19 protein-coding genes are annotated in these 21,952 nt (G+C 44.2%); 5 read left to right on the plus strand and 14 right to left on the minus strand.

All coding sequences use genetic code 11. The features are described 5' to 3' along the window. Nucleotides 1–34: 34 nt before the first annotated feature. From DW862_RS20665 to DW862_RS20680, 4 genes are all read right to left on the minus strand, one after another. Nucleotides 35–1,255 (minus strand): ABC transporter permease, encoded by a 1,221-nt coding sequence (locus DW862_RS20665; protein ID WP_074910792.1) that lies wholly within the window; start codon nt 1,253–1,255, stop codon nt 35–37. A gap of 177 nt (nt 1,256–1,432) precedes the next feature. Further along, nucleotides 1,433–2,176, minus strand: coding sequence for an ABC transporter ATP-binding protein (locus tag DW862_RS20670; protein ID WP_004313363.1), 744 nt, complete (start codon nt 2,174–2,176; stop codon nt 1,433–1,435). A 48-nt stretch (nt 2,177–2,224) separates the two neighbouring features. Then, nucleotides 2,225–3,445, minus strand: coding sequence for an efflux RND transporter periplasmic adaptor subunit (locus DW862_RS20675; RefSeq protein WP_120070169.1), 1,221 nt, complete (start codon nt 3,443–3,445; stop codon nt 2,225–2,227). Between the two features lie 46 nt (nt 3,446–3,491). Beyond that, a complete protein-coding gene (locus tag DW862_RS20680; protein ID WP_165861955.1) occupies nt 3,492–4,889 on the minus strand; it encodes a TolC family protein in 1,398 nt (465 codons plus the stop codon). Nucleotides 4,890–5,107: 218 nt separating this feature from the next. Between DW862_RS20680 and DW862_RS20685 the strand changes: the two genes are divergently transcribed. The 3 genes from DW862_RS20685 to cydB are packed head-to-tail and all read left to right on the plus strand — an operon-like array spanning nt 5,108 to nt 8,088. Continuing rightward, on the plus strand, nt 5,108–5,344 hold the full coding sequence (locus tag DW862_RS20685; RefSeq protein WP_004313359.1) for a DUF4492 domain-containing protein: 237 nt from the start codon (nt 5,108–5,110) through the stop codon (nt 5,342–5,344). Nucleotides 5,345–5,364: 20 nt separating this feature from the next. Next, entirely contained in the window at nt 5,365–6,912 is a 1,548-nt protein-coding gene (locus DW862_RS20690) for a cytochrome ubiquinol oxidase subunit I (RefSeq protein WP_120070173.1), read from the plus strand. Nucleotides 6,913–6,945: 33 nt separating this feature from the next. Next, nucleotides 6,946–8,088 carry a cytochrome d ubiquinol oxidase subunit II gene (gene cydB / locus DW862_RS20695; RefSeq protein WP_087318342.1) on the plus strand — a complete coding sequence of 381 codons (1,143 nt, stop codon included), beginning with the start codon at nt 6,946–6,948 and terminating at the stop codon, nt 8,086–8,088. 234 nt (nt 8,089–8,322) lie between these two features. Here the strand turns inward: cydB and DW862_RS20700 are convergent, their stop codons facing one another. From DW862_RS20700 to wecB, 4 genes are all read right to left on the minus strand, one after another. Then, entirely contained in the window at nt 8,323–9,279 is a 957-nt protein-coding gene (locus DW862_RS20700; RefSeq protein WP_118418702.1) for a D-2-hydroxyacid dehydrogenase, read from the minus strand. Nucleotides 9,280–9,426: 147 nt separating this feature from the next. Continuing rightward, nucleotides 9,427–10,698 (minus strand): replication-associated recombination protein A, encoded by a 1,272-nt coding sequence (locus DW862_RS20705; RefSeq protein WP_004316871.1) that lies wholly within the window; start codon nt 10,696–10,698, stop codon nt 9,427–9,429. A 6-nt stretch (nt 10,699–10,704) separates the two neighbouring features. Continuing rightward, nucleotides 10,705–13,281 carry a DUF5686 and carboxypeptidase-like regulatory domain-containing protein gene (locus tag DW862_RS20710; protein ID WP_049702954.1) on the minus strand — a complete coding sequence of 859 codons (2,577 nt, stop codon included), beginning with the start codon at nt 13,279–13,281 and terminating at the stop codon, nt 10,705–10,707. Between the two features lie 366 nt (nt 13,282–13,647). Next, on the minus strand, nt 13,648–14,733 hold the full coding sequence (wecB, locus tag DW862_RS20720; protein ID WP_004311581.1) for a non-hydrolyzing UDP-N-acetylglucosamine 2-epimerase: 1,086 nt from the start codon (nt 14,731–14,733) through the stop codon (nt 13,648–13,650). Nucleotides 14,734–14,825: 92 nt separating this feature from the next. Between wecB and DW862_RS20725 the strand changes: the two genes are divergently transcribed. Further along, complete coding sequence (locus tag DW862_RS20725) at nt 14,826–15,449, plus strand: trimeric intracellular cation channel family protein (protein WP_120070177.1); 624 nt, start codon at nt 14,826–14,828, stop codon at nt 15,447–15,449. A 210-nt stretch (nt 15,450–15,659) separates the two neighbouring features. On the opposite strand, the gene DW862_RS20730 is transcribed toward DW862_RS20725, so the two are convergent. The 3 genes from DW862_RS20730 to DW862_RS20740 form a co-directional block, all read right to left on the minus strand. Continuing rightward, nucleotides 15,660–16,157 (minus strand): DUF4251 domain-containing protein, encoded by a 498-nt coding sequence (locus tag DW862_RS20730; RefSeq protein ID WP_117683736.1) that lies wholly within the window; start codon nt 16,155–16,157, stop codon nt 15,660–15,662. Between the two features lie 182 nt (nt 16,158–16,339). Next, on the minus strand, nt 16,340–17,302 hold the full coding sequence (locus DW862_RS20735; RefSeq protein WP_008643886.1) for a M48 family metallopeptidase: 963 nt from the start codon (nt 17,300–17,302) through the stop codon (nt 16,340–16,342). 45 nt (nt 17,303–17,347) lie between these two features. Beyond that, on the minus strand, nt 17,348–17,908 hold the full coding sequence (locus DW862_RS20740; protein WP_004311585.1) for a LemA family protein: 561 nt from the start codon (nt 17,906–17,908) through the stop codon (nt 17,348–17,350). A 240-nt stretch (nt 17,909–18,148) separates the two neighbouring features. On the opposite strand from DW862_RS20740, the gene DW862_RS20745 reads away from it, so the two are divergent. After that, nucleotides 18,149–18,652: an RNA polymerase sigma factor gene (locus DW862_RS20745; protein WP_004311586.1), complete on the plus strand. Its 504-nt coding sequence runs from the start codon at nt 18,149–18,151 to the stop codon at nt 18,650–18,652. Between the two features lie 270 nt (nt 18,653–18,922). On the opposite strand, the gene mtgA is transcribed toward DW862_RS20745, so the two are convergent. The 3 genes from mtgA to DW862_RS20760 form a co-directional block, all read right to left on the minus strand. After that, entirely contained in the window at nt 18,923–19,666 is a 744-nt protein-coding gene (gene mtgA, locus DW862_RS20750) for a monofunctional biosynthetic peptidoglycan transglycosylase (RefSeq protein WP_004311587.1), read from the minus strand. Continuing rightward, complete coding sequence (locus tag DW862_RS20755; protein WP_004311588.1) at nt 19,644–20,360, minus strand: OmpA family protein; 717 nt, start codon at nt 20,358–20,360, stop codon at nt 19,644–19,646. The genes mtgA and DW862_RS20755 overlap by 23 nt, the downstream gene beginning before the upstream one ends. A 162-nt stretch (nt 20,361–20,522) precedes the next feature. Beyond that, nucleotides 20,523–21,875 carry an MATE family efflux transporter gene (locus DW862_RS20760; RefSeq protein WP_008643882.1) on the minus strand — a complete coding sequence of 451 codons (1,353 nt, stop codon included), beginning with the start codon at nt 21,873–21,875 and terminating at the stop codon, nt 20,523–20,525. Between the last annotated feature and the right edge of the window lie 77 nt (nt 21,876–21,952).

Genomic DNA, 21,952 nt, shown 5'->3' on the forward strand with positions numbered 1-21,952 from the left:
ACAAAGATAATTCTTTTATTGGTAATTATCCATTTTATTCGTATCTGATGGCTTCTATCGGATCTAAATCTGCTGCTTTCTTAGCCGGATACCATCCGAAGAAGACTCCTGTAACTGTACATACTGCGAAGGAGAGGAATACGCTCCACGGCTGGATATAGATAGGCCAATGCGCTACGCTCTTGACAATCCAACTGGCTCCGCAGCCGATAATCACTCCGATGATACCTCCCGTGATACTAATCATGATGGCTTCGATGAGGAATTGACTTAGAATGTCGACCCCGCGTGCGCCGACAGACATACGCAGACCGATTTCACGGGTACGCTCCGTAACGGATACATACATGATATTCATAATCCCGATACCACCCACTACCAGCGAAATACCTGCGATGCAAGCAAGCAGGGTAGTCATCAAATCGGTGGTTGAGTTGAGCATCGTGCTCAATTCCTGTTGGGTACGGATGGTGAAATCATCATCATCCGAAGCCTTCAGTTTATGGTTGCGGCGGAGGATTGTACTGATTTCGTCAGTTGCATAGTCCGTCATATCCTCGGTGAGGGCAGAGGCAAATACTCCCTGCAAATACGTAACGGCAAGCAGACGTTTCATTACGGTGGTATATGGTGCAAGCACTACGGCATCCTGGTCTTGTCCCATAGAGTTGTACCCTTTTGCTTTGAGCACACCTACCACACGGAAAGGTATCTTGCTGAAACGGATAATCTTACCTACCGGATCACTTCCGTCCGGAAAAAGATTGTCTACTATGGTCTTTCCGATCACGCACACTTTGGCCGAACTCTGTATGTCGGCTTCTGTGAACATCTCTCCATTCTCAACAGTCAGTTGGCGAATATCGAGATATTCTGTTCCGACACCGTTCACCGAAGCCGGATAGTTGTTGTTACCGGCAATAAGCTGTCCCGATGACGAAACATTGGGACTGATGGCAGACAGGAAACTGGTCTCATCGCGCAAGGCCTCGTAGTCGGCTAGCTTCAAGGTCTGCATCGCAGACGGGTCCTGCCGGACACCTCCACGCATATCGGCTCCCGGATGAATCATAATCATGTTCGATCCCATTTCGGAAATCTGCTGCTGGATGCTTTTCTTCGAACCTTGTCCGATAGCCAGCATCGTGATGACGGAAGCAACACCGATAATGATACCGAGCATGGTTAGAAAAGCACGCAGCTTATTGTTCGCCAATGCCCGGAGAGCTATCTTTAATAAATTAGTTCCATTCATGTTTATAAAGTTATGGAGTTATTAATGGGGTTCTGAAGGTATAAGGCTATTATAAGGTTATAAAGTTATGAGACTGTAAAATGTTGGCATGATGCTCTAAGCATATCATCTTATAACTTCATTGTTCCTTATCACATGAATTGCTTCTTATAACTTCATTACTCCTTATCACATTAATTAATCCTCGTCATTCTTCGGCAATGCCGCCAGTGCTTCGGCGGCAGACAGAATTTTCGGATTGGCAGTATCTTCTATAACCTGACCGTCACGCAGCCGGATATTCCGGCTGCTATATTGCGAAAGTTCGGGATTATGTGTCACAAAGATAATCGTACGTCCCTCTGCATGAAGTTTCTGAAACAGTACAAGTATCTCGAAGGAAGTACGGCTATCGAGGTTTCCGGTCGCTTCGTCGGCAAGAATCACTGCCGGGTTGTTGACCAATGCACGTGCAATGGCCACCCGTTGCATCTGTCCGCCGGACATCTGGTTGGATTTGTGTTCCAAACGATCCCCCAATCCTACGGCCTGTAAAGACTCGATAGCGCGACGACGACGTTCGGAAGCACTGACGGCAGAGTTATACATCAGCGGTAGTTCCACATTTTCCACTGCCGTTGTTTTAGGCAACAGGTTGTAGCTTTGGAACACGAATCCAATCTTCCGGTTTCTTAGTACCGCACGTTGAGGCTTGCTCATCGTACGTACTGGAATATCGTCGAGCAGATACTCTCCGCTTGTCGGGGTGTCCAGGCAGCCTAATATATTAAGCAGCGTGGATTTTCCCGAACCGGAAGTACCCATGATGGTGACAAACTCCCCTTCATTGATATTGAACGAAACGCCCCGCAATGCGTGAACGGTCTCGTCGCCTACCTGAAAGTTACGTTTGATATTTTGTATTTCAATTACTTTTTTCATCGTCAATAATGTGCTAATGCGCCAATTCGTTATTGGCACATTGAATAATTATTTTTTCTTCTTACTTCCCGGAGGGCCTGGCATGAACGGACTTCTTTCTCCGCCATTTTCCATATTTCCTTCAGGTCCCATGTTTTCACCGGGCATTACACCTATAGTAGCTTCTGTTACCACCTTTGTCCCTTCAGGAATACCACTGATAATTTCGGTGGATATGCCGTTGCTGATTCCCACTTCTACCGGATGAGCGGTGAATGTAGTTCCTTCGCGAGTCCAAAGTTTGTGTTCGCCTTCGCAATCTTTCACGATATCATTATTGCCGATTAACGGTTTTTCCGGTGTGAATCGTAAGGCTTTGTTCGGAACGGACAATACGTCTTTTTTGTCAAGGATATAGATCGTGACATTAGCCGTCAAACGCGGCTTCAGTTTCAAGTCGGGGTTAGGGGCAGAGATGACTACTTCGTAAGTGACTACTGTTGAAGTGCTGTTCGTGCTGCTCGTACTGCTTGCGTCGCCCAAACGAATCTGGGTAACGATCCCTTCGAATACATCATTCGGATAAGCATCTACCGTGAAGCTGGCACGCTGACCTTCCACTACACCGCCTATATCTGCTTCATCCACATCGGCTACTACCTGCATTTGTGTCAGGTCGGCAGCAATGGTGAACAGGGTCGGAGTTTCGAATCCGGAAGCAACGGTTTGTCCTGCTTCTACATCACGGCTGATAACAACTCCGTCAATCGGTGAAGTAATGGTAGCGTAAGACAGGTTACGTTCCGCTTTCGCGAGCGATGCCTTGCTGCTGTCATAGCTGCTTTTCGCTTTCTGATAATTGTAGAGCGCCTGTTCGAAGTCCGTATCACTAATCAATGACTTTTCGTGCAAGCCTTTGCTGCGTTCATAATTTTTCTTCTGATATTCATATTCGGCTTTCGCACCATCGTAAGTTGCCTGCTGTGAGGCCAGTTCACTTTGCAATGTGATGCGGTCCATTTCAGCAATCAGCTGTCCTTTGGTTACTACCGAGTTGTAATCTACGTGAATCTTGTCGATGATACCGGACACCTGCGTACCGACTTCTACTTCCGTCACCGGTTCGATGGTCCCTGTAGCAGTCACCGAATTTGAAATATCGCCTTTACTGACAGTAGCGGTGGCGTACGTCACTTTGTGTTTGGCCGGTGAACCGGCAAAGAGCCATATTCCTGCTCCTACAACCACAACGACTACTACGGCGATTAGAATAATCTTTTTCGTTTTCATTCGTTTATTATGCTTTTACTTATTTATAATGCTGATTTTATACTCTTTATAAAGCTAATTGATCTCCCTGATAGAACTTCAGCAACTGCGTATTCAGTATAGCCATATATTTAGCCTGAAGCTGTTCCTGCTGTGCTTGCAGCAAATTATTCTTTTCAGTAAGGAGTTCTACGGTATTCTTCATTCCCAGATTAAACTGTTCGCTAATCAACTCATAGCTGATTTGTGTACTTTTCAGCTTTTCGTTTGCGGCAGCATAACGCTGTTGCGCGCTGTTGGCATCCAACCAAAGGCTTTCAATGGTTTTGTACAGTGCCTTTTGTTCGTCAAGCAAGGATAACATGCTCGTTTCGTACTGCAATTTAGCTTTTTGTACGGCACTTTTCGTTTGACGGTTATTGAAGATAGGCACACTGACAGACAATCCGATAGAGTTGTTCCATCCGTTCTTCACTTGTTCTCCGAAGGTGAAGTCGCTACCGCTGGTATGGTTGGTTCCGATTCCTGCGCTAAGGCTGATGGTAGGGAAATAGCTCGATTTAGCGATATTGATACCCAGTTCAGAAGCCTCTACATTCAGTTTGCTCGCTTCAATCTCCGGACGAAGGCTCAATGCGCTGATGTACACATCTCTTTTGGTAGGCAGCGGAGCCAGTACATTTTCGTCGGACAGGGCAGGGAGGTAGATGTTCATTTCATTCTCCCCATCCAGCTCGAGCAGTTGTTTCAGTTGCAATTTGTAATCTTCAAGAGTGGCTTGCGCTGTGACAAGTTGGTATCGGTCGGTGCTCACCTGTGCTTCCAGTTGCGCGAGGTCACTTTTGGCAATACTTCCGGCATTCAGAAGTTCCTGTCCTCGGTCGCGCTGCGCAATGGAAACTTGCAGGGTGTTTTCGTTTACTTTCACAGATTCGGCTGCATAAAGAATCTGGATATATACTTGAGCGATGGACTCCTGAATATTATTTTCGGAAGTCGCCACATCCAGCTCGGCCATCTGATTATTCAACTTTTCCTGTTGGATGGTTTTTAGTCGTTTATTACCATTATATAGAGTCCACGAAGCATTCAGTCCATAATTACCGTTGTAGCTCGTTTTGCTGTTGCTACTGATAATCTCGTTACCGCTCACCCGGCTACTCGTCTCCTGATACGGACGATTCACCACCTGTTGGCTGGTAGAAAACGAAAGACTGGGGAACATGGCAGCTTTAGCTGTCTTCACATCAATCTGCGTGCTGGTCGCAGTGATCCGGTTCTTGCGAATTGTAATGTTCTGCTCCTTTGCATAATCGATGCATGACTGCAAATCCCATTGATCCGGGATTTTCGTTTCTTTCAGCGTATCGACTTGCAGCGGAGAAATCTGGGCAGATATGCTGGACAGCATACCTGTTCCAAGAAATGTCATCACTGTCAATCTTCTTACATTTATCATATTCATACTTCTATTGATTTACTGTTAGCGAAGGTACGTACATATTATATATGCCGCAAAAACGATAGACGGATGACGTTATTTCGCCGTTAAATGATTTTTTTCTGTCGATAGGTAGGTTTTTGAAGAAAAACACGACAAATCTTGCAACTTTTTTGACTACTTGTTTGTTTTAATTATAAAAAATGTATATTTGTACTCATTACAAATTATAACGTCAACATATGAAGAATACACTGCTTACGATCTGGAACTTCTATTTGGAGGGTTTCCGTAGTATGACCTTAGGACGTACTCTATGGGTTATTATTTTGCTGAAATTATTCGTCATGTTCTTCATCCTCAAAATGTTCTTTTTCCCTGATTTCCTCGGCGACCACCCAACGGATGCCGACAAAGGTACATACGTGGGAAATGAACTGATAGAACGTGCCATCCCCGATAAATCTACTGATTTTTAACTCTTAAACTACATAGGATTATGATTGAAAGTATTGACACCTCGCTGATCGATTGGTCGAGAGCCCAATTTGCGATGACAGCCATGTACCACTGGATTTTTGTTCCCCTCACACTCGGACTGGCAGTGGTGATGGGAATCATGGAGACGCTGTATTATAAAACAGGCAACGAATTTTGGAAAAAGACTGCCCAGTTTTGGATGAAACTTTTCGGTATTAACTTTGCCATCGGTGTGGCAACGGGTTTGATTCTGGAGTTTGAATTCGGTACGAACTGGAGCAATTATTCGTGGTTTGTAGGGGATATCTTCGGTGCTCCGTTGGCTATTGAAGGTATTCTGGCATTCTTTATGGAAGCTACGTTTATCGCGGTTATGTTCTTCGGATGGGGAAAAGTAAGTAAACGTTTCCACTTGGCTTCCACCTGGCTGACGGGATTGGGAGCTACGATTTCTGCCTGGTGGATTCTCGTTGCCAACGCATGGATGCAGCATCCGGTAGGCATGGAATTCAATCCTGACACTGTCCGTAATGAGATGGTCGATTTTTGGGCGGTGGCTACCTCGCCTGTAGCAGTCAATAAGTTCTTTCACACGGTATTGTCCGGCTGGGTGTTGGGTGCTATTTTTGTAGTCGGTATCAGTTGTTGGTACTTGTTGAAGAAACGTAATCGTGAGTTTGCACTGGCCAGCATCAAGATTGGTGCAATCTTCGGACTGGTAGCATCGTTGCTTTCTGTTTGGACGGGCGATGGTTCCGGTTATCAGATTGCCCAGACACAACCGATGAAATTGGCAGCAGTGGAAGGTCTGTATGAAGGCGGAACGAATGTCGGTCTGGTCGGAATAGGAGTATTGAACCCTGAAAAGAAGACTTACAACGATGGAAAAGATCCTTTCCTCTTCCGTTTTGAAATCCCGAGTATGCTTTCTTTCCTTGCCGAGCGTAATGTGGACGGTTACGTTCCGGGCATTACGAATATCATCGAAGGTGGGTATCAGTTGAAAGACGGATCGAAGGCTCTCTCTGCTGCCGAGAAGATAGAACGTGGTAAAACGGCTATCGGCGCATTGGCTGCCTATCGTGCTGCAAAGAGTGCCGGACACGAGGAAGATGCGAAGATTGCATATAATGTATTGCAGGAAAATATTCCCTATTTTGGCTACGGATATATCAAAGACGTGAACCAACTGGTTCCGAATGTTCCTCTCAACTTCTACGCATTCCGTATAATGGTAATCTTGGGCGGATATTTCATCCTGTTCTTTATAGTCGTTCTTTTCTTTATCTATAAAAAGGATTTGAGTAAGATGCGCTGGATGCACTGGATTGCTCTGCTGACAATTCCTTTGGGTTACATCGCCGGACAAGCCGGATGGGTGGTTGCCGAATGTGGTCGTCAGCCGTGGGCTATCCGCGATATGTTGCCTACGATGGCTGCTATCTCCAAACTGGATGTAAGCTCCGTGCAAACTACGTTCTTTATCTTCCTGCTCCTGTTTACAGTGATGCTGATTGCAGGTGTCAGAATTATGGTGAAAGCTATCAAGAAAGGACCGGACGCATAATACTTAATACTTATTACTTAATACTTGAAACTTATGTATATATTTTTGCAACAATATTGGTGGCTTGTCGTTTCCTTGCTGGGGGCCATACTCGTGTTCTTATTGTTTGTGCAGGGAGGTAATTCATTATTGTTCTGTCTGGGTAAAACCGAAGAGCATCGTAAGATGATGGTGAATTCTACCGGGCGTAAGTGGGAGTTTACGTTTACTACGTTGGTGACGTTTGGAGGAGCTTTCTTTGCTTCTTTCCCGTTGTTCTACAGTACCAGTTTCGGTGGTGCTTATTGGCTTTGGATGATTATACTTTTCAGTTTTGTATTGCAGGCTGTCAGTTATGAGTTTCAGAGTAAGGCAGGAAATCTGTTAGGTAAAAAGACATATCAGACTTTCTTGGTGATTAATGGGGTAGTGGGTCCTGTGTTACTTGGCGGGGCGGTGGCTACTTTCTTCACCGGTTCTGATTTCTATATTAATAAGGCCAATATGACAGACACTATTATGCCGGTAATCAGTCATTGGGGAAATGGCTGGCACGGATTGGATGCGTTGACGAATATCTGGAATGTAATTCTCGGATTGGCTGTCTTCTTCCTTGCTCGTGTATTGGGAGCACTCTATTTCATTAATAATATTGATGACAAAGAACTGACCGACAAATGTCGTCGTGCAGTACGCAATAACACAGTCTTGTTCCTTGTATTCTTTTTGTCGTTTGTCATTCGTACACTGGTATCCGAAGGCTTTGCCGTTAACCCGGAAACACAGGAGATTTATATGCAGCCATACAAGTATCTCACAAACTTTATCGAGATGCCGGTAGTGCTGGCTTTATTCCTGATTGGGGTGGTATTGGTTCTTTTCGGTATCGGAAAGACATTGCTTAAAAAGACTTTTGATAAAGGTATCTGGTTTGCAGGAATCGGTACGGTGCTGACTGTTTTATCTTTGCTACTGGTAACAGGGTACAACAACACTGCCTATTATCCGTCATACACCGACCTGCAAAGCTCATTGACATTAGCCAATAGCTGCTCCAGTGAATTTACACTGAAGACAATGGCTTATGTTTCCATTCTTGTTCCGTTTGTGATTGCTTATATTTTCTACGCTTGGCGTAGTATCGACCGGCATAAGATTACCGAGAAAGAAATGGATGAAGGAGGACACTCATACTAATATATCATTTGTATATTAGTCTTTTGTCTGTGTACTAATAACTTTGTCCATACACTCATACTTTGTCCATATAGAATTTCGAAATAGAGATTCTAGTCGGAACAAATAAACTCCCCTTATTTAACATCACTCTAAGTCATGGTAGAGAGATAAAATAAGGGGAGCTTTTTATATATTTTATACTTAACGTGTGTGCCTAAACACTTCGGGCATTATGAATTACACTAATGTTAATTATTTATTGACTACATTCTCCGGTTTGCCGGAAATGTAAGCCTGAAGATTGCTGATTGCAATATTCATCAGACGTTCGCGAGCCTCTATGGTTGCCCAGGCAATGTGCGGAGTGATGTAGCAGTTCTTTGCTGTCAACAATGGATTGTCGGCACAAGGCGGTTCGGTAGAAAGCACATCTACGCCGGCTGCATAAATCTTACCGCTGTTCAAAGCATCTGCAAGATCTTGTTCGTTGATAAGCGGTCCGCGACCGGTATTGATTAAGATAGCTGTCGGCTTCATCATAGCAAGACGGCGTGCATTCACCATTTCGCGTGTCTCCGGCGTAAGCGGGCAGTGCAAACTGATAATATCGCACTCGCTGAACAATTGATCCATATCCATCTTCTTGATTTCCGGTGGCAATTGGAAGTGGGATTTAGAAGTCAATGCGTACACTTGCATACCGAATCCGATAGCAACACGCGCTGTGGTATATCCGGTGTTTCCCAGTCCTACCAGACCGATTTTCTTCTCGCGCAGTTCCATCAACGGAGTGTCCCAAAAACAGAAATCCTTGTTGTTTGTCCAACGGCCTTTGTGCACTTCTTCGGAGTGGTGTTGCACTTGTTGAGTGATGTTCAGGATATGCGAAAATACCATTTGAGCAACGGAAGCGGTGCTGTATGAAGGAATATTAGTAACGATGATTCCCCGTTCTTTGGCAGCAGCTGTGTCTACCACGTTGTATCCGGTAGCCAATACACCGATATATTTCAGTTCGGGCAGTGCAGCCATGTGGTCTGCATTGATGATTACCTTGTTAGTCAGAATTGCTTCTGCACCGGCTGCACGTTCTAATACCTCTTCCGGAGCTGTACGATCATAAATTGTACATTCTCCAAGAACTTTCATACCTTCCCAGGATAAATCTCCGGGATTGGCGGCAAAGCCGTCTAAAACTACAATCTTCATTTCAATTTCAATATTAATAATAAGTTATACGTGTTTTCTTAACAACATATTGATATTATAGGCACGGATTATACGGATTTCACGTTTTCTTAAAATATGCTTTGCATGAAGCATCTGCGTAATCCGTGTAATCTATGCCTGAAAATATCATTTCTTGAATTTGTCTCCCCACAACTGTATCATCCGTTCGGCATGCTTCTGCTCTGCCGGATTGTTTTGCGGTTGCCATATCCGTTTGTCTTTCAGTTCGTCCGGAAGGAATTGCTGTTTGACAAAGTTACCTTCATAGCTGTGTGCATATTTATATTCCTGTCCGTAGCCCAGTTGCTTCATCAGTTTGGTCGGAGCATTGCGCAGATGCAAGGGGACAGGCAGATTACCGGTTGAACGGACTAACTCTAGTGCGTCATTGATCGCGCTGTATGCCGAATTACTCTTCGGACTGGTAGCCAGATAAATCGTTGTTTCAGCCAAAGGAATCCGTCCTTCGGGCCAGCCGATTTTCATCAATGTTTCAAAGCAGGCGTTAGCGAGAAGCAGTGCGTTCGGGTTTGCCAAACCAATGTCCTCGGCAGCCGAAATCACCAGTCGGCGGGCAATGAAAGCAGGATCTTCGCCTCCTTCCACCATACGGGCAAGCCAGTAGATCGCTCCATCGGGATCACTGCCACGAATAGATTTGATGAAAGCGGAGATAATGTCATAATGCATCTCTCCATCCTTGTCGTATGCCAGCGGATTTTGTTGCAACCGTTCGGTCACCATTTCATCGGTGATGACGACAGTCTCTTCCGTTTCCGATTGTACAACGAGTTCCAATATATTAAGCAGCTTGCGGGCGTCTCCACCGGAGAAGCGCAACATGGCTGTTGTTTCTTTCAATTCAATTTTGCGCTCTTTCAATACGGCATCCGTGGTGATGGCACGTTGCAGAAGTTCCAATAAATCTTCTTTCTCCAAAGATTTGAGCACATAAAGCTGGCAGCGGGACAGGAGAGGGCGGATGACCTCAAACGACGGATTCTCCGTTGTTGCGCCAATCAGCGTGACTGTTCCGTTCTCTACCGCTCCCAACAGAGAATCCTGCTGCGACTTGCTGAACCGATGGATTTCATCAATAAACAGAATCGGGCTGGACTGTGAAAAGAAGCGGTTGCTCTTGGCACGTTCTATCACTTCGCGCACATCCTTCACACCGGAAGTCACGGCACTTAACGTATAGAAAGGTGTTTCCAGTTTGTTGGCAATGATTTGCGCAAGGGTTGTTTTACCCACTCCGGGAGGTCCCCAGAGAATAAACGAAGAGATGCGTCCTGCGTCAATCATTTTCCGCAAGATAGCCCCCGGTCCAACTAAATGTTTCTGACCGATATAATCATCCAAAGTCTTTGGCCGTAACCGTTCTGCTAGTGGTTGCATAATTTTTTAGAATACCATTAATACCATGAAGCGGATACCGTTTTTGTTGATACCCGGATTATCACGATAAGTGAAACGATGTACATACTCAACGTGCAGCAACTTGAAAATGTTGTAAATACCTACACTTGCTTCGACATACGGCACTTTCGGGTCCATCACGAAACTGGTGAACTTACCGTCGCGTGTCGGGAAACGGAACAAATCGGGATTGTTGCTCTTGAACGGATTATTCTTGTCCGTCAATGTTCCCCACAGAGCACGTACACGGAACATTTCCCTCCATTTCAGGTTCTTGATAAGAGGAATACGGTTGAAGAGTTTTCCATTCATGTCGTAGGATAATGACATGGAAGCGTAACGGTCGTTCAGGAATTCCATGTTATTAATCAAGTTGAACGTTTCGCGCTGGGTGATGTAGGACAAGTTGGCTTCCGGCAGGATTAACAACGGGAAAGGAACTGTGTTCCATTCTGCACCTGCTTTCACGCTGCAATCAATCTTTCCCCAGGAAGCCGGGAGCCAGAAACGTTTCCACACACTTGCTTCCGTACGGTTAAAGTTGTAATCCCCACCCAATACTCCTTTGAAACCCATAGCATGAGTGAGCGTAAAAATAGGAGCGTCCAGCGACACAGGCACGCGGCGTTGCTTGGAGTTGACAAATGATTCGCCCGGCGCATAGCGCAGCGTCAGACTTGCTTCGGAAGTTGTGACATCGTGCACACGGGTTTGTGCGGCATCATTGCGCAGGTATTCCAGTTTGCCGGTAGGCTCGTCGTTACGGTGGCGCAACATGGCTTTCACTCCGAATCCGGTCAGCGTTTCGAGTTCATAATTAATGGTGGCGTCGCGCATATACGACATTTGGTCTACTGTCGTTGTCTTGACTGACAAGAAGATATTATCTTTATCCGTAAACAGGAATTTGTCCATCGGAGACATTACGTCATAACTGTACGTTGCCGAAAGATAATGTTTCGGGAATTCCCAAACCACATAATCGCGTTTGTTGAACGAATAAGTCACCGTTCCGCTATATTTCCAGCGTTCGTCTTTCAGACCGTACGCTCCGTATCCGCTCAAGAACCAGTGCTTGTCGAAATGAGCCGTAGTCATACCGCTCAACCGGAAACGGGTACCGTCAATGTAATTGCTCGAAATCATGGTGTTGATAGGGCCGATGTCCACTTTGCTCGGATGCTCTTTGCTTCCTGTCTCTACAAAGTTCTCAATCAGTGCTTTCGCTCCGAAGATGATGTATTTGAATCCCGGAATCTGTTCGAGGCGGTTGACGAATACGTCCATCGAACTTTCTTTCTTTGTCAATGGTACTTGACGGACACTCGCCCAGTACTCATCGCTTTTCGAGAGCATATCCGCTTCTTTTATTACGCTGCCTTTCAACCGGAACAGTCGTTGTTCAATAGGATCGAATTTATAATTACTATATTTCGTGGTTCGTTCCACCTGCAATCCACCTGCTGTTTTGTTGGAATTCCAGGAAAGGTCTACGGTCATGTCATCATCCGCCAACACCCAGTTGCCGTTGGGCAGTTGCTCATACTGTTGCGTGATGTCCATGCGGTTGACAAAGTTGACTCCGGTCTTTTTAGGCAGGTTCATTGTACATTTCTGAACGGCGTATGTAGAATCATTCAATACATACAGATGTCCGGTGAATCCGAAGTCTTGCGAGTTTTGCGGAACAAAAGTGAGGTGGACACATTCGCGTTTGTTTACCATCAATGTGTCCATCAGATAATATTTATAAAATGAGATGGCATTGTTACCGATCGGACTGACGAAACGCTGCTGAAGCAACCGGATATCATCATCGTAGATATTGATGTCGGCAAATACGTCTTTCAGTACGGTGCCAAGCATATCTCCCGTAGAGAAAAATTCTTCTATACCATTGGAGTTCTTTCCTTTGATAATCGTTTTCTTGTTTTCGGGATTTTTGCGGTAGATGGTTTGCGAGGACGTTTCTTGTACGGAAATAGGGAGAATCAACTTATTGGTTGTTTCCGACACTTCCACTTGGTCTCTTAAGAATGAATATTTTTTGTAGATACCTTTTTCGAGCTTTTCCGGTGTGAGGTCGTTGATAGACATTTTCATCTTCTCGTACTTGTCGTACTGATAGTACTCGTTCACTTCGAGGACTTGTGCCTTTTTGTGTTCGATTACCTTCTTCATGAATTCCACTGCCGGATTGTTTTTGCGGGAATATTTCTCCTTTTGAGGTTTCACGACAACCTCGTTCAGGAGCACATTATCCGGAGCTAACTTAACGTTCACTGTCTGATTGTTGGAACCAACCCGAACCGTTTTACTGATATAACCTACAGCGGAGAATACCAGTGTTCCTCCGTTTCTGCGGGCTTCAAGACTGTATTCTCCGTTAATATTGGTGATGGTACCCATATCTCTCTTTTCCTGGTAGTAAACAGAGATATACATCAATGGCTCGTGGGTAACCGAATCAGTGACTACCCCTTTAATTTGCTGCGCAAAAGCATTGGAAGCTACCAATACGAGTAAGAACAGTATAAGTATTTTGTTATATCGTTGTATCATAACGTTTGTAGTAGGGCTGCAAAGTTAACAAATAACTCTAAGGATAACAGAATATATAACTTTTTTTACCCATCGTTTTTTGTTGTTTACAAGCATATATCGTACGATAATTCAAAGAACATCCCGCTGTTAATCCTTTTGATAAGACCGTTTCCGCATTTCGTTCTCCCGGTTTCGGTATTTGAAACCTTTGCTCCCGTTGTAGGACACTTTTTGTTTCGACCCTTGAAACTTTTTGTTTCCCGGCATGAAACTGTTGGTTTCTCGGTGTGAAACACTTTGTTTCCCGGTGTGAAACTATTAGTTTCAAGGCGTGAAACTAACAGTCCCATGCCGGGAAACGGAATGGAACATGCCGGGTAAATGTTATTTGCTCGTAAGTATCTGTACAATACGCTCTGCGGTACGTCCGTCCCAACGTTCGGGAAGTTCGCCACGTTTCCATTCACCGTGCATCAGTGTATCCATGGTTTTGGCAAGCAGGGCAGGATCTTCTCCGACAAGTTCGTTGGTTCCCATGCGCCACGTTTCCGGATGTTCGGCATACGTGTTGAGTGTGATACAAGGAATACCCAGGAAGGTCGCTTCTTCGGCTACGTTTCCCGAATCTGTTATGATTCCTTTCGCCTTGTTTATCAGATAACCGAAGAACAGGTAGTTCTGCGGCGGCATGATATGGAGATTCGGAGCTTCGATGTCCAACTCTTTGATGGCATTGCGCACGTAGGTGTGCAGCGGTGCAACGATAGGCATACCGGCAGACTTGTCGATGATTGTTTTCATCAACTGACGCAGATTCTCCTTGTTGCCGAGTAATACACGACGGTTGAGAGTAAATAGGAGATAATTTCCTTCTTGCAGTCCCAGGACGGAGAACCATATCGGTTTAAGCAAGCGGTTCCGGTTATAGCGGATGGCATCAATCAGAATGTTGCCTACATAATATACGTTTTCGCTTTCCGTTCCCGTCTGGTTCAGGTTGCGGTTGGCAACCATACCGGCTGTGAACAGATAGTCGGATAGTCCGTCTGTAATCATACGGTTGACTTCTTTCGGCATTTTCATATCGAAAGAACGGGTTCCGGCTACGAGATGCGCTACCTTGATACCTTGTTTCTTGGCAACGATGGCACAACTCATGGTTGCGGTCAAGTCGTCTACCACAAGGACTACGTGTGCCGGATTTTCCGTCAGTTCTTGTTCAAAGGCTACCATGATTCCGGCTGTCAAACTCGTTGGATTACTGCTTTCCACTCCCAGATATACATCAGGAGCTTTCATGTCGAGATCCGAAAAGAGAGAAGCATCCAGACTCGTATCGTCTTTCCTCCCGGTATAAACCAGTCGGTAAGAGATACTTTTACCCAGCGCCCGTGCGGCTTCAATAGCGCGTGTAATGGGAGCTATCTTCATAAAATTGGGGCGTGCCCCCGCAACAATTGTTATTTTCATATTGTTTCTACCTAATTCGGTTTAATTCGTGAAGCAAAAGTACATTTTCTTACGGAATTTATTCGTTACTTTGCATACAAAATAACAAATATATGCCCACATTCGTTCAAATTCTTGATTTTATAGGCACATTTGCCTTTGCTATTAGTGGTATCCGACTAGCTTCGGCGAAACGTTTCGACTGGTTCGGCGCTTATGTGGTAGGACTTGCTACGGCTATCGGCGGCGGTACCATCCGTGATGTACTGCTCGACGTGACACCGGGATGGATGACTGACCCTATCTATCTGATTTGTACAGGACTGGCTTTGTTATGGGTCATCTGTTTCGGACGCTGGCTCATCCGGCTCAATAATACTTTCTTCATTTTTGATACCATCGGTCTGGCACTGTTTACCGTGGTAGGTGTAGGCAAGAGCATTGCTTTGGGTTATCCTTTTTGGGTGGCGATTATCATGGGTAGCATTACGGGAGCAGCCGGTGGGGTGATTCGTGACGTATTTATCAATGAAATACCTCTTATCTTCCGAAAGGAGATTTACGCAATGGCTTGCGTCGTAGGCGGTATTGCATATTGGATTTGCGATCTCGCAGGTATGGAGTCCTACGCTTGTCAGTTGATTGGCGGATCAGTCGTATTTCTGACTCGCATCTTAGCTGTGAAATATCACATTTGCCTGCCTATATTAAAAGGTGGTGAAGAGCCGGAAGAATAAAAAAACGATGCTGCCCAAGTGAATGTGTTCATCTTGTTTCTATCGGATAGCTAATAAGTATATTATCTTAATAGTTTATATTATAAAATTAGGCACGGATTACACGGTTGCTGTATGGTAATCATCATTCTAACAACCGTGTAATCCGTGCAATCCACGCCTAATAATACAAAATTATTCAGCCCGTTCTTCTTACTTGTTTTCTGTTTCTTACTTCTCTTCCTTTATATACAGCTCCCCCTGAAAACTAATGGACTGACGGTTTTGCATATTGACATCAATGCTTGCCGAACCATTGGGGAATACTTTGACTCTGTATTCATACCTGTCTTCGGGATTGCGTGCGATAAACTCGATGACAGCATTTCCTTTCTTATCCATTTTCATACTGTATTCTTTGAGCACAGCTTTAAAATTTAGCCCGTCGCCTCCGCCATAGGGGATGCTGTAAGCCCGTCCATAATAAGGCAGATAAGAAATGACCGAATCGTTTCTGATTTCCAGTGAGTAGGAAGATGTCAAAGGGATGGAGCGTCCGCGCATCGGCATGGCGGTGTTGACATCTATCTTGTAGTTTTCAGATTCAATCAGCTTCTTTACAGCTTCTTTCTTCTGTTCTTTCTTTTCCTTTTTACTTTGAGCCGAAAGGGTAGGGATGCCCACTAGCAAGGCTAGTAACAGCATAAAGATTTGTTTCTTCGTTCTCATATCAGTTGTATTTAGGTTGATGTATATATGTATAACAACCAAATATAAGAAAAAGACAGGGATAGTTCTGTTTCCTTTAATGAAAATTAAACAGAAATCCCTGTTATTTATAAGTTTAGACCAATTAAGGGCATAATCAACTTTTGAATAAAAACGCTTGGGAAGAAAATTAGAACAGGCTTTTAGAACTGTTCCAGTATTTCAATTCGTTTTTCAATGGGAGGATGAGTGGCAAACAATCCGTTGATTCCGCTGAATATACTTTTCGATTTCTTTTTAGGATTCTGTATAAATAATTGTGCCACGTCTTTCCTTTCTACTGCCTCGATGGCAGGATCTGCCGATATTTTGCGGAGAGCACTGGCCAGTGCTAACGGATTCTTCGTCATTTCTGCCGATCCCGCGTCTGCCATGTATTCGCGTTTGCGTGAAATGGCAAAACGCATCAGGCTTGAGAAAAGATAACCGATGGCAGCTATCACTAAAGCGAGTAGAATGAAAAGAAAAATGCCGCCACTACCTTTGCTGTTGCTGCGTACACGTATGTGTGTGATGGTATATAGGGTGATTTCTGTCAGCATGGAAAAGATACCGACAAAGACGATGGATATTATCAGCAAGCGCACGTCACGGTTGCGGATATGACTTAGCTCATGCGCAATCACTGCTTCCAGTTCTTCATCATTCAGTTTTTTGATGATACCTTCCGAGAGGGTAACAGTGTATGTACGTTCATTGATGCCGCTTGCAAATGCATTCAGAGAACTGTCATAGATGATATTGATTTTCGGCATCTTCATGCCTTGCGACATACATAGGTTTTCTACCAGGTTGTAAACGCGCTTATTCTCTATACGATCCAGCGGTTTGGAACCGGTGGCAGAATTGATAATGCTTGTGTTGGCCCAGTAGGCAATCAGAAACCAGATGATTACGATTCCCATGGTGTATGGCAACGAAGAGAGAAAGAAATGATTGACCATTGGCATTATTTCTATTTCCATACTCTTTCCGTATCCAAAAAGAACCAACAGGTAGCAGGATAAATAGAGGAGTGCTGCCACGAGACAGGGAAACAGGAACAGTAGAAACGCAGAGCGCAGATTATTCCGGCTCTGCTGTGTTTGGATTCCGACGTATTGCATGCGTGTTCAACTTTTGTAATTGAGTGGACGGTGTGAATAATGAGTTTAGAAACTTATTTTAGGTGCTTGATCCAGATTCGCACGTTCATTCTTCCCTAGGTCGAACATGATTTCTCTTTGGAATCCGGTCATTCCTGCTACTATATTCGATGGGAATGTCTGTACGGCGTTATTATATTCTTTAGTTGCCGAGTTGAAGTAACGGCGGACAGCAGCCAGTTTATTCTCTACATCAGCAATTTCTTCCTGTAATTGCAGGAAATTCTGATTAGCTTTCAAATCGGGATAAGCCTCGAGAGTGATTTTCAATCCTGCAAGAGCAGAGCTTAACTGGTTTTCGGCAGCTATCTTATCATCAATCGTTTTTGCGCCGACTGCACCGTTACGTGCCTGAATCACCCGGTCGAGCGTTTCCTTTTCGTGTGCGGCATATCCTTTCACGGTGTCTACCAGTTGGGGAATGAGATCATGGCGTTGTTTCAACTGTACATCGATGTCGGCGAACGCATTTTCACGATTGTTTCTCAATTTCACTAATGAGTTGTACATGGAAGCAAAGAAGATGCCCAGCAATACAATAATCCCTACAATAATAAGTATGGTCATAGCTTTTTGTTTTATTTAATAATATAAAATCAAAAGTAATCTATTTGGTTCTTTTAACCAAGTAGTAGGGGGTAAATTTCGCTAATACCACCTAAAAACTGTCAGAAAGCACCCAAAATCTGTCAATTGATAGAATTTCACCCTAAAAAATAACGGATCCTACCCTGCTTGATAAGCAAAATACCTTTAAACTTGCAAACATCGAGAAAAACGAAATATTAACCATAAAACCATTAAAGTATGAAAAGTTTAAGTTTCAGAAAAGATTTAATTGGAGTACAGGAAGAGTTGCTTCGTTTTGCTTATAAATTGACGGCCAACCGTGAAGAAGCAAATGACTTATTGCAGGAAACATCTTTAAAAGCATTAGATAATGAAGAAAAATATGTTCCGGACACAAATTTCAAAGGATGGATGTACACTATCATGCGTAACATCTTTATAAATAACTACCGTAAAGTAGTACGCGATCAAACTTTTGTTGACACAACCGATAATTATTATCACTTAAATCTGCCACAAGATTCAGGATTTGAGAGTACAGAAGGTGCTTACGACCTGAAAGAAATGCACCGTATCGTCAACGCACTCCCCCGGGAGTATAAGATTCCTTTCTCTATGCACGTATCTGGTTTTAAATACCGCGAAATCGCAGAGAAATTAGGATTACCATTAGGCACAGTGAAGAGCCGCATATTCTTCACACGTCAACGTTTACAACAGGAATTGAAAGATTTTGTATAAATGAGGATAGCGCATACAAACAAGCTTATTAGCAGAAGGAGCAAAGAGATAGATTCTCATTGCTCCTTCCTTTTTTATAACCTAATTTTATTTACGATTAAACGATTTACGATGTACGATTGAAATTTGAATTGTGAATGAGGAGATACTTATGCAAAGATAAGTACTTATAATTCCAAAAGTTATTTCAATCGTACATCGTAAATTGTCTAATCGTAAATCACCTATTCGTCTAATCGTAAATTAAACTAGGTTATAAATTCTTTCTTGTTATTTGCTTTTCTTTTTTTTGCTTTTTTTCTTTTCAACGGCCTTCTCTTCCGGTGGGAATTTAGGAACCAGATTCATCAGCCGTAATATCTGACTTTGTCGTTTTAGTATGTATGACGAAGGTTTCGCCGAGTTAAATCGTATTGGGTTGGGGAGGGTGGCGGCGATGAGTGCACATTGTCCCCGGGTCAGCTTGTCGGCTGTTGTTCCGAACTTATTTTTTGCGGTTGCTTGTGCGCCGTAGATGCCATTTCCCATTTCTATAGAGTTGAGATAGACTTCCATGATTCGCTCTTTCGACCAGAAGAGTTCGATGAGAAACGTAAAGTAGACTTCGAGCCCTTTGCGTACCCACGACGATTGCGGCCATAAGAATACATTCTTGGCTGTCTGCTGACTGATGGTGCTTGCTCCCCGTTTCCGTTTGCGTGTTTCGTTTTCTTTCATCGCTTTCTTGATTTCTACGAGGTCGAACCCGTTGTGTTCGGCAAAACGGTTATCTTCGGAGGCTATGACCGCCATCGGCAGGTTGGGAGATATCTTATCAAAAGAAACCCACGTGTGCTTCCACGTGGGTTTATCTCCTGAAAAAACTTGCTGAACGCTTCGGATAACCATCAACGGAGTTACATAAACCGGCATGAAACGATAAATAATCACTGCCAGTAGTGTTGATGCAAAGAAGAAAATCAGCAGGTTGCGCGTATAGCGCAGTAATTTTTTAATGAGTAGCTGCTTGTGCATCTTTAATCATTTGCTCACTTGCGTACATGTATACTTCTACACGACGGTTTTGTTCGCGACCGGCAGCAGTGTCATTGCTTGCAACGGGATCGCTTTCACCCATTCCTTGTACACTCTTGATTTGATTGGTGGAAACACCGCAACTCAACAAGTAACTGGACACACTTTGCGCACGTTCTTGTGATAAGTTCAGGTTCTTTTGCTGGCTTTGTGCAGCAGTACTGTTCTTCCAGCCCTGGTTGTCGGTATATCCGTAGATAGACACGTCCATATCCCGGTTCTGGTTGAGCACATTGTTGGCAAACTTGCTTAAAGCAGATTTAGCAGCAGCACTTAGATTTGCATTACCGGTAGTGAAAAGAATACCCGAGTCGAATGTTACTTTCACGGCTTGCAATCCGTTGTTGTCTGTTATCTGTTCTACTTGTGCGCCTTCAATTTGTTTTGCTTCTGCTGCTGCTTTGTCCATCTTCTTACCGATAAGAGCACCTGTACCTGCACCTACTGCCGTACCAATAGCAGCACCGATAGCAGCACCTTTACCTTTACCGATAACACCTCCCAGGATCGCACCTAGTGCAGCGCCCGAACCACCACCGATAGCAGCACCTTTACCAGTGTTGTTCATACTTCCACAGCTACCAAATATCATGGCAATACTCATGAAGAGAACCATAAATTTCATCTTGTTCATAATGTTGATGTTTTTTAATTGGTTTATAAAAAATGTTTTTATACGAATCACTTCGCATTATTAATAACAATGCAAAGATACATATTATTTGGCAAGCGTGTACTTTTTAAGTTAAAATAACTCGGATGAGCCCCTTTGTTTGTTAATAAAGGGAAATGATAATTATCCTTTTATCGTTGAAGGAATACTCAAACACTTCTTTTTAATAATAATGAACCAACTCAAAAGAATTAACCCTTTGGCAACCGTGGTGATGCAGACTGCCCACCAGATTCCTTCCACTCCCATACCCATCCGTACAAACAGGATGGCAAGCGGAATACGCATATAGTTGCAACTGATGCTGATAATAGCAGGAGGGATGGTGCGTCCGATGCCGTAGAATACTCCCTGCATGGTGATTTCGAGCATCATAAAAAGCTGCGAATATCCGTCGATACGGAGGAATACACCTCCGGCTTCGTAGGCCGCCTGTTCGGGGACGAATATGGCAAAAACTTCATTCCCGAAGAACACGAATAGCAATGTACAGAATGTTCCGAAGATTCCCGTCATCCATAGAGTCGTATACCAGGCTCTAAGTACCCGTTCCACTCGTCCGGCGGCGTAGTTTTGGGCGATGAAGGCACTTAGTGCGGTGGAGAATCCCTGTGAGGTATTCCAGGTGATTGCTTCAATTTGCCCTCCGGTGGTGAAAGTCATTAGTCCGATGTGTCCTCCCTGTTCCGAGGCGGTGCGGCAAAGGAACATATTGACGAAAGCAAATAACGTATTCAAAGTAGCTACGGGTAATCCCAGTTTAAAGATTCTCCGTGTATATTTTTTCTTTAGCCGCGTGAAGAAAGGGAAACCGCCAAGCAGAGCATCCCGGCAACGCAATTGATAAACGAAAATCAGGAAAACACTTGCTTCCGCAATCCAGGTAGCGTATGCCGCACCATTGGTTCCCAGCCCGAAACCGAAAATGAAGAGCGGGTCCAGAATGATGTTCAGTATCAATCCTGTGCCGCTGATAAAGAACGGGACTTTACTGCGCCCTGCCGCATTATAAATTCCGGTGAAGGCGGCGGAGAGGAAGACAAAAGGTAATCCGGTAGAGACAATCCGCAGGTATTGGATGGCATTGGCCGTAATATGATCCTCGAGTTCATAGATGCGTATGATAGGTTCTGCAAATATAAAAAGGAGTGTGCCCCAACAGATGGAAATAATCAAAGCAATCGTGATGTTATGAGACGCGAAACTGCGGGCATCTTCCTGGCTTTGCGCACCGATGGATTGTCCGACACTCACTTCAGATCCTACCTTATTTAATAAGGAGATAGAACCGGACATCCAGGTCAGGATTCCGACAGAACCGATGGCGGCTACGGCTTCACTTCCCAGTCGTCCTACCCACGCCATATCTGTGAGGCTATATGCCATTTGGATAAACGACGTTGCCATGATCGGCATTGCCAGATTAAACAGTTGACGATTGATAGGGCCTTGTGTCAGATTCTTTATTCCTTGCATATAATTTTTCTAATCAAAATGGGGTGCAAAGATACGCAAAATTACTATCTTCGCGCATCTAATTATTCATTAATCAA

The organism is Bacteroides sp. AM37-9 (assembly GCF_003603455.1).
GTDB classification, from domain to species: domain Bacteria; phylum Bacteroidota; class Bacteroidia; order Bacteroidales; family Bacteroidaceae; genus Bacteroides; species Bacteroides xylanisolvens.

Excerpts from the sequence above, each read along its gene's own strand:
- DW862_RS20665 (WP_074910792.1), bottom strand. The coding sequence starts at position 1,255 with ATGAATGGAACTAATTTATTAAAGATAGCTCTCCGGGCATTGGCGAAC.
- DW862_RS20745 (WP_004311586.1), top strand. The coding sequence starts at position 18,149 with ATGAAAAGTTTAAGTTTCAGAAAAGATTTAATTGGAGTACAGGAAGAG.
- DW862_RS20730 (WP_117683736.1), bottom strand. The coding sequence starts at position 16,157 with ATGAGAACGAAGAAACAAATCTTTATGCTGTTACTAGCCTTGCTAGTG.
- DW862_RS20685 (WP_004313359.1), top strand. The coding sequence starts at position 5,108 with ATGAAGAATACACTGCTTACGATCTGGAACTTCTATTTGGAGGGTTTC.
- DW862_RS20670 (WP_004313363.1), bottom strand. The coding sequence starts at position 2,176 with ATGAAAAAAGTAATTGAAATACAAAATATCAAACGTAACTTTCAGGTA.
- DW862_RS20735 (WP_008643886.1), bottom strand. The coding sequence starts at position 17,302 with ATGCAATACGTCGGAATCCAAACACAGCAGAGCCGGAATAATCTGCGC.
- DW862_RS20680 (WP_165861955.1), bottom strand. The coding sequence starts at position 4,889 with ATGAATATGATAAATGTAAGAAGATTGACAGTGATGACATTTCTTGGA.
- DW862_RS20705 (WP_004316871.1), bottom strand. The coding sequence starts at position 10,698 with ATGCAACCACTAGCAGAACGGTTACGGCCAAAGACTTTGGATGATTAT.
- mtgA (WP_004311587.1), bottom strand. The coding sequence starts at position 19,666 with ATGCACAAGCAGCTACTCATTAAAAAATTACTGCGCTATACGCGCAAC.
- wecB (WP_004311581.1), bottom strand. The coding sequence starts at position 14,733 with ATGAAAATAACAATTGTTGCGGGGGCACGCCCCAATTTTATGAAGATA.
- DW862_RS20755 (WP_004311588.1), bottom strand. The coding sequence starts at position 20,360 with ATGAACAAGATGAAATTTATGGTTCTCTTCATGAGTATTGCCATGATA.
- cydB (WP_087318342.1), top strand. The coding sequence starts at position 6,946 with ATGTATATATTTTTGCAACAATATTGGTGGCTTGTCGTTTCCTTGCTG.
- DW862_RS20700 (WP_118418702.1), bottom strand. The coding sequence starts at position 9,279 with ATGAAGATTGTAGTTTTAGACGGCTTTGCCGCCAATCCCGGAGATTTA.
- DW862_RS20740 (WP_004311585.1), bottom strand. The coding sequence starts at position 17,908 with ATGACCATACTTATTATTGTAGGGATTATTGTATTGCTGGGCATCTTC.
- DW862_RS20690 (WP_120070173.1), top strand. The coding sequence starts at position 5,365 with ATGATTGAAAGTATTGACACCTCGCTGATCGATTGGTCGAGAGCCCAA.
- DW862_RS20760 (WP_008643882.1), bottom strand. The coding sequence starts at position 21,875 with ATGCAAGGAATAAAGAATCTGACACAAGGCCCTATCAATCGTCAACTG.
- DW862_RS20710 (WP_049702954.1), bottom strand. The coding sequence starts at position 13,281 with ATGATACAACGATATAACAAAATACTTATACTGTTCTTACTCGTATTG.
- DW862_RS20675 (WP_120070169.1), bottom strand. The coding sequence starts at position 3,445 with ATGAAAACGAAAAAGATTATTCTAATCGCCGTAGTAGTCGTTGTGGTT.
- DW862_RS20725 (WP_120070177.1), top strand. The coding sequence starts at position 14,826 with ATGCCCACATTCGTTCAAATTCTTGATTTTATAGGCACATTTGCCTTT.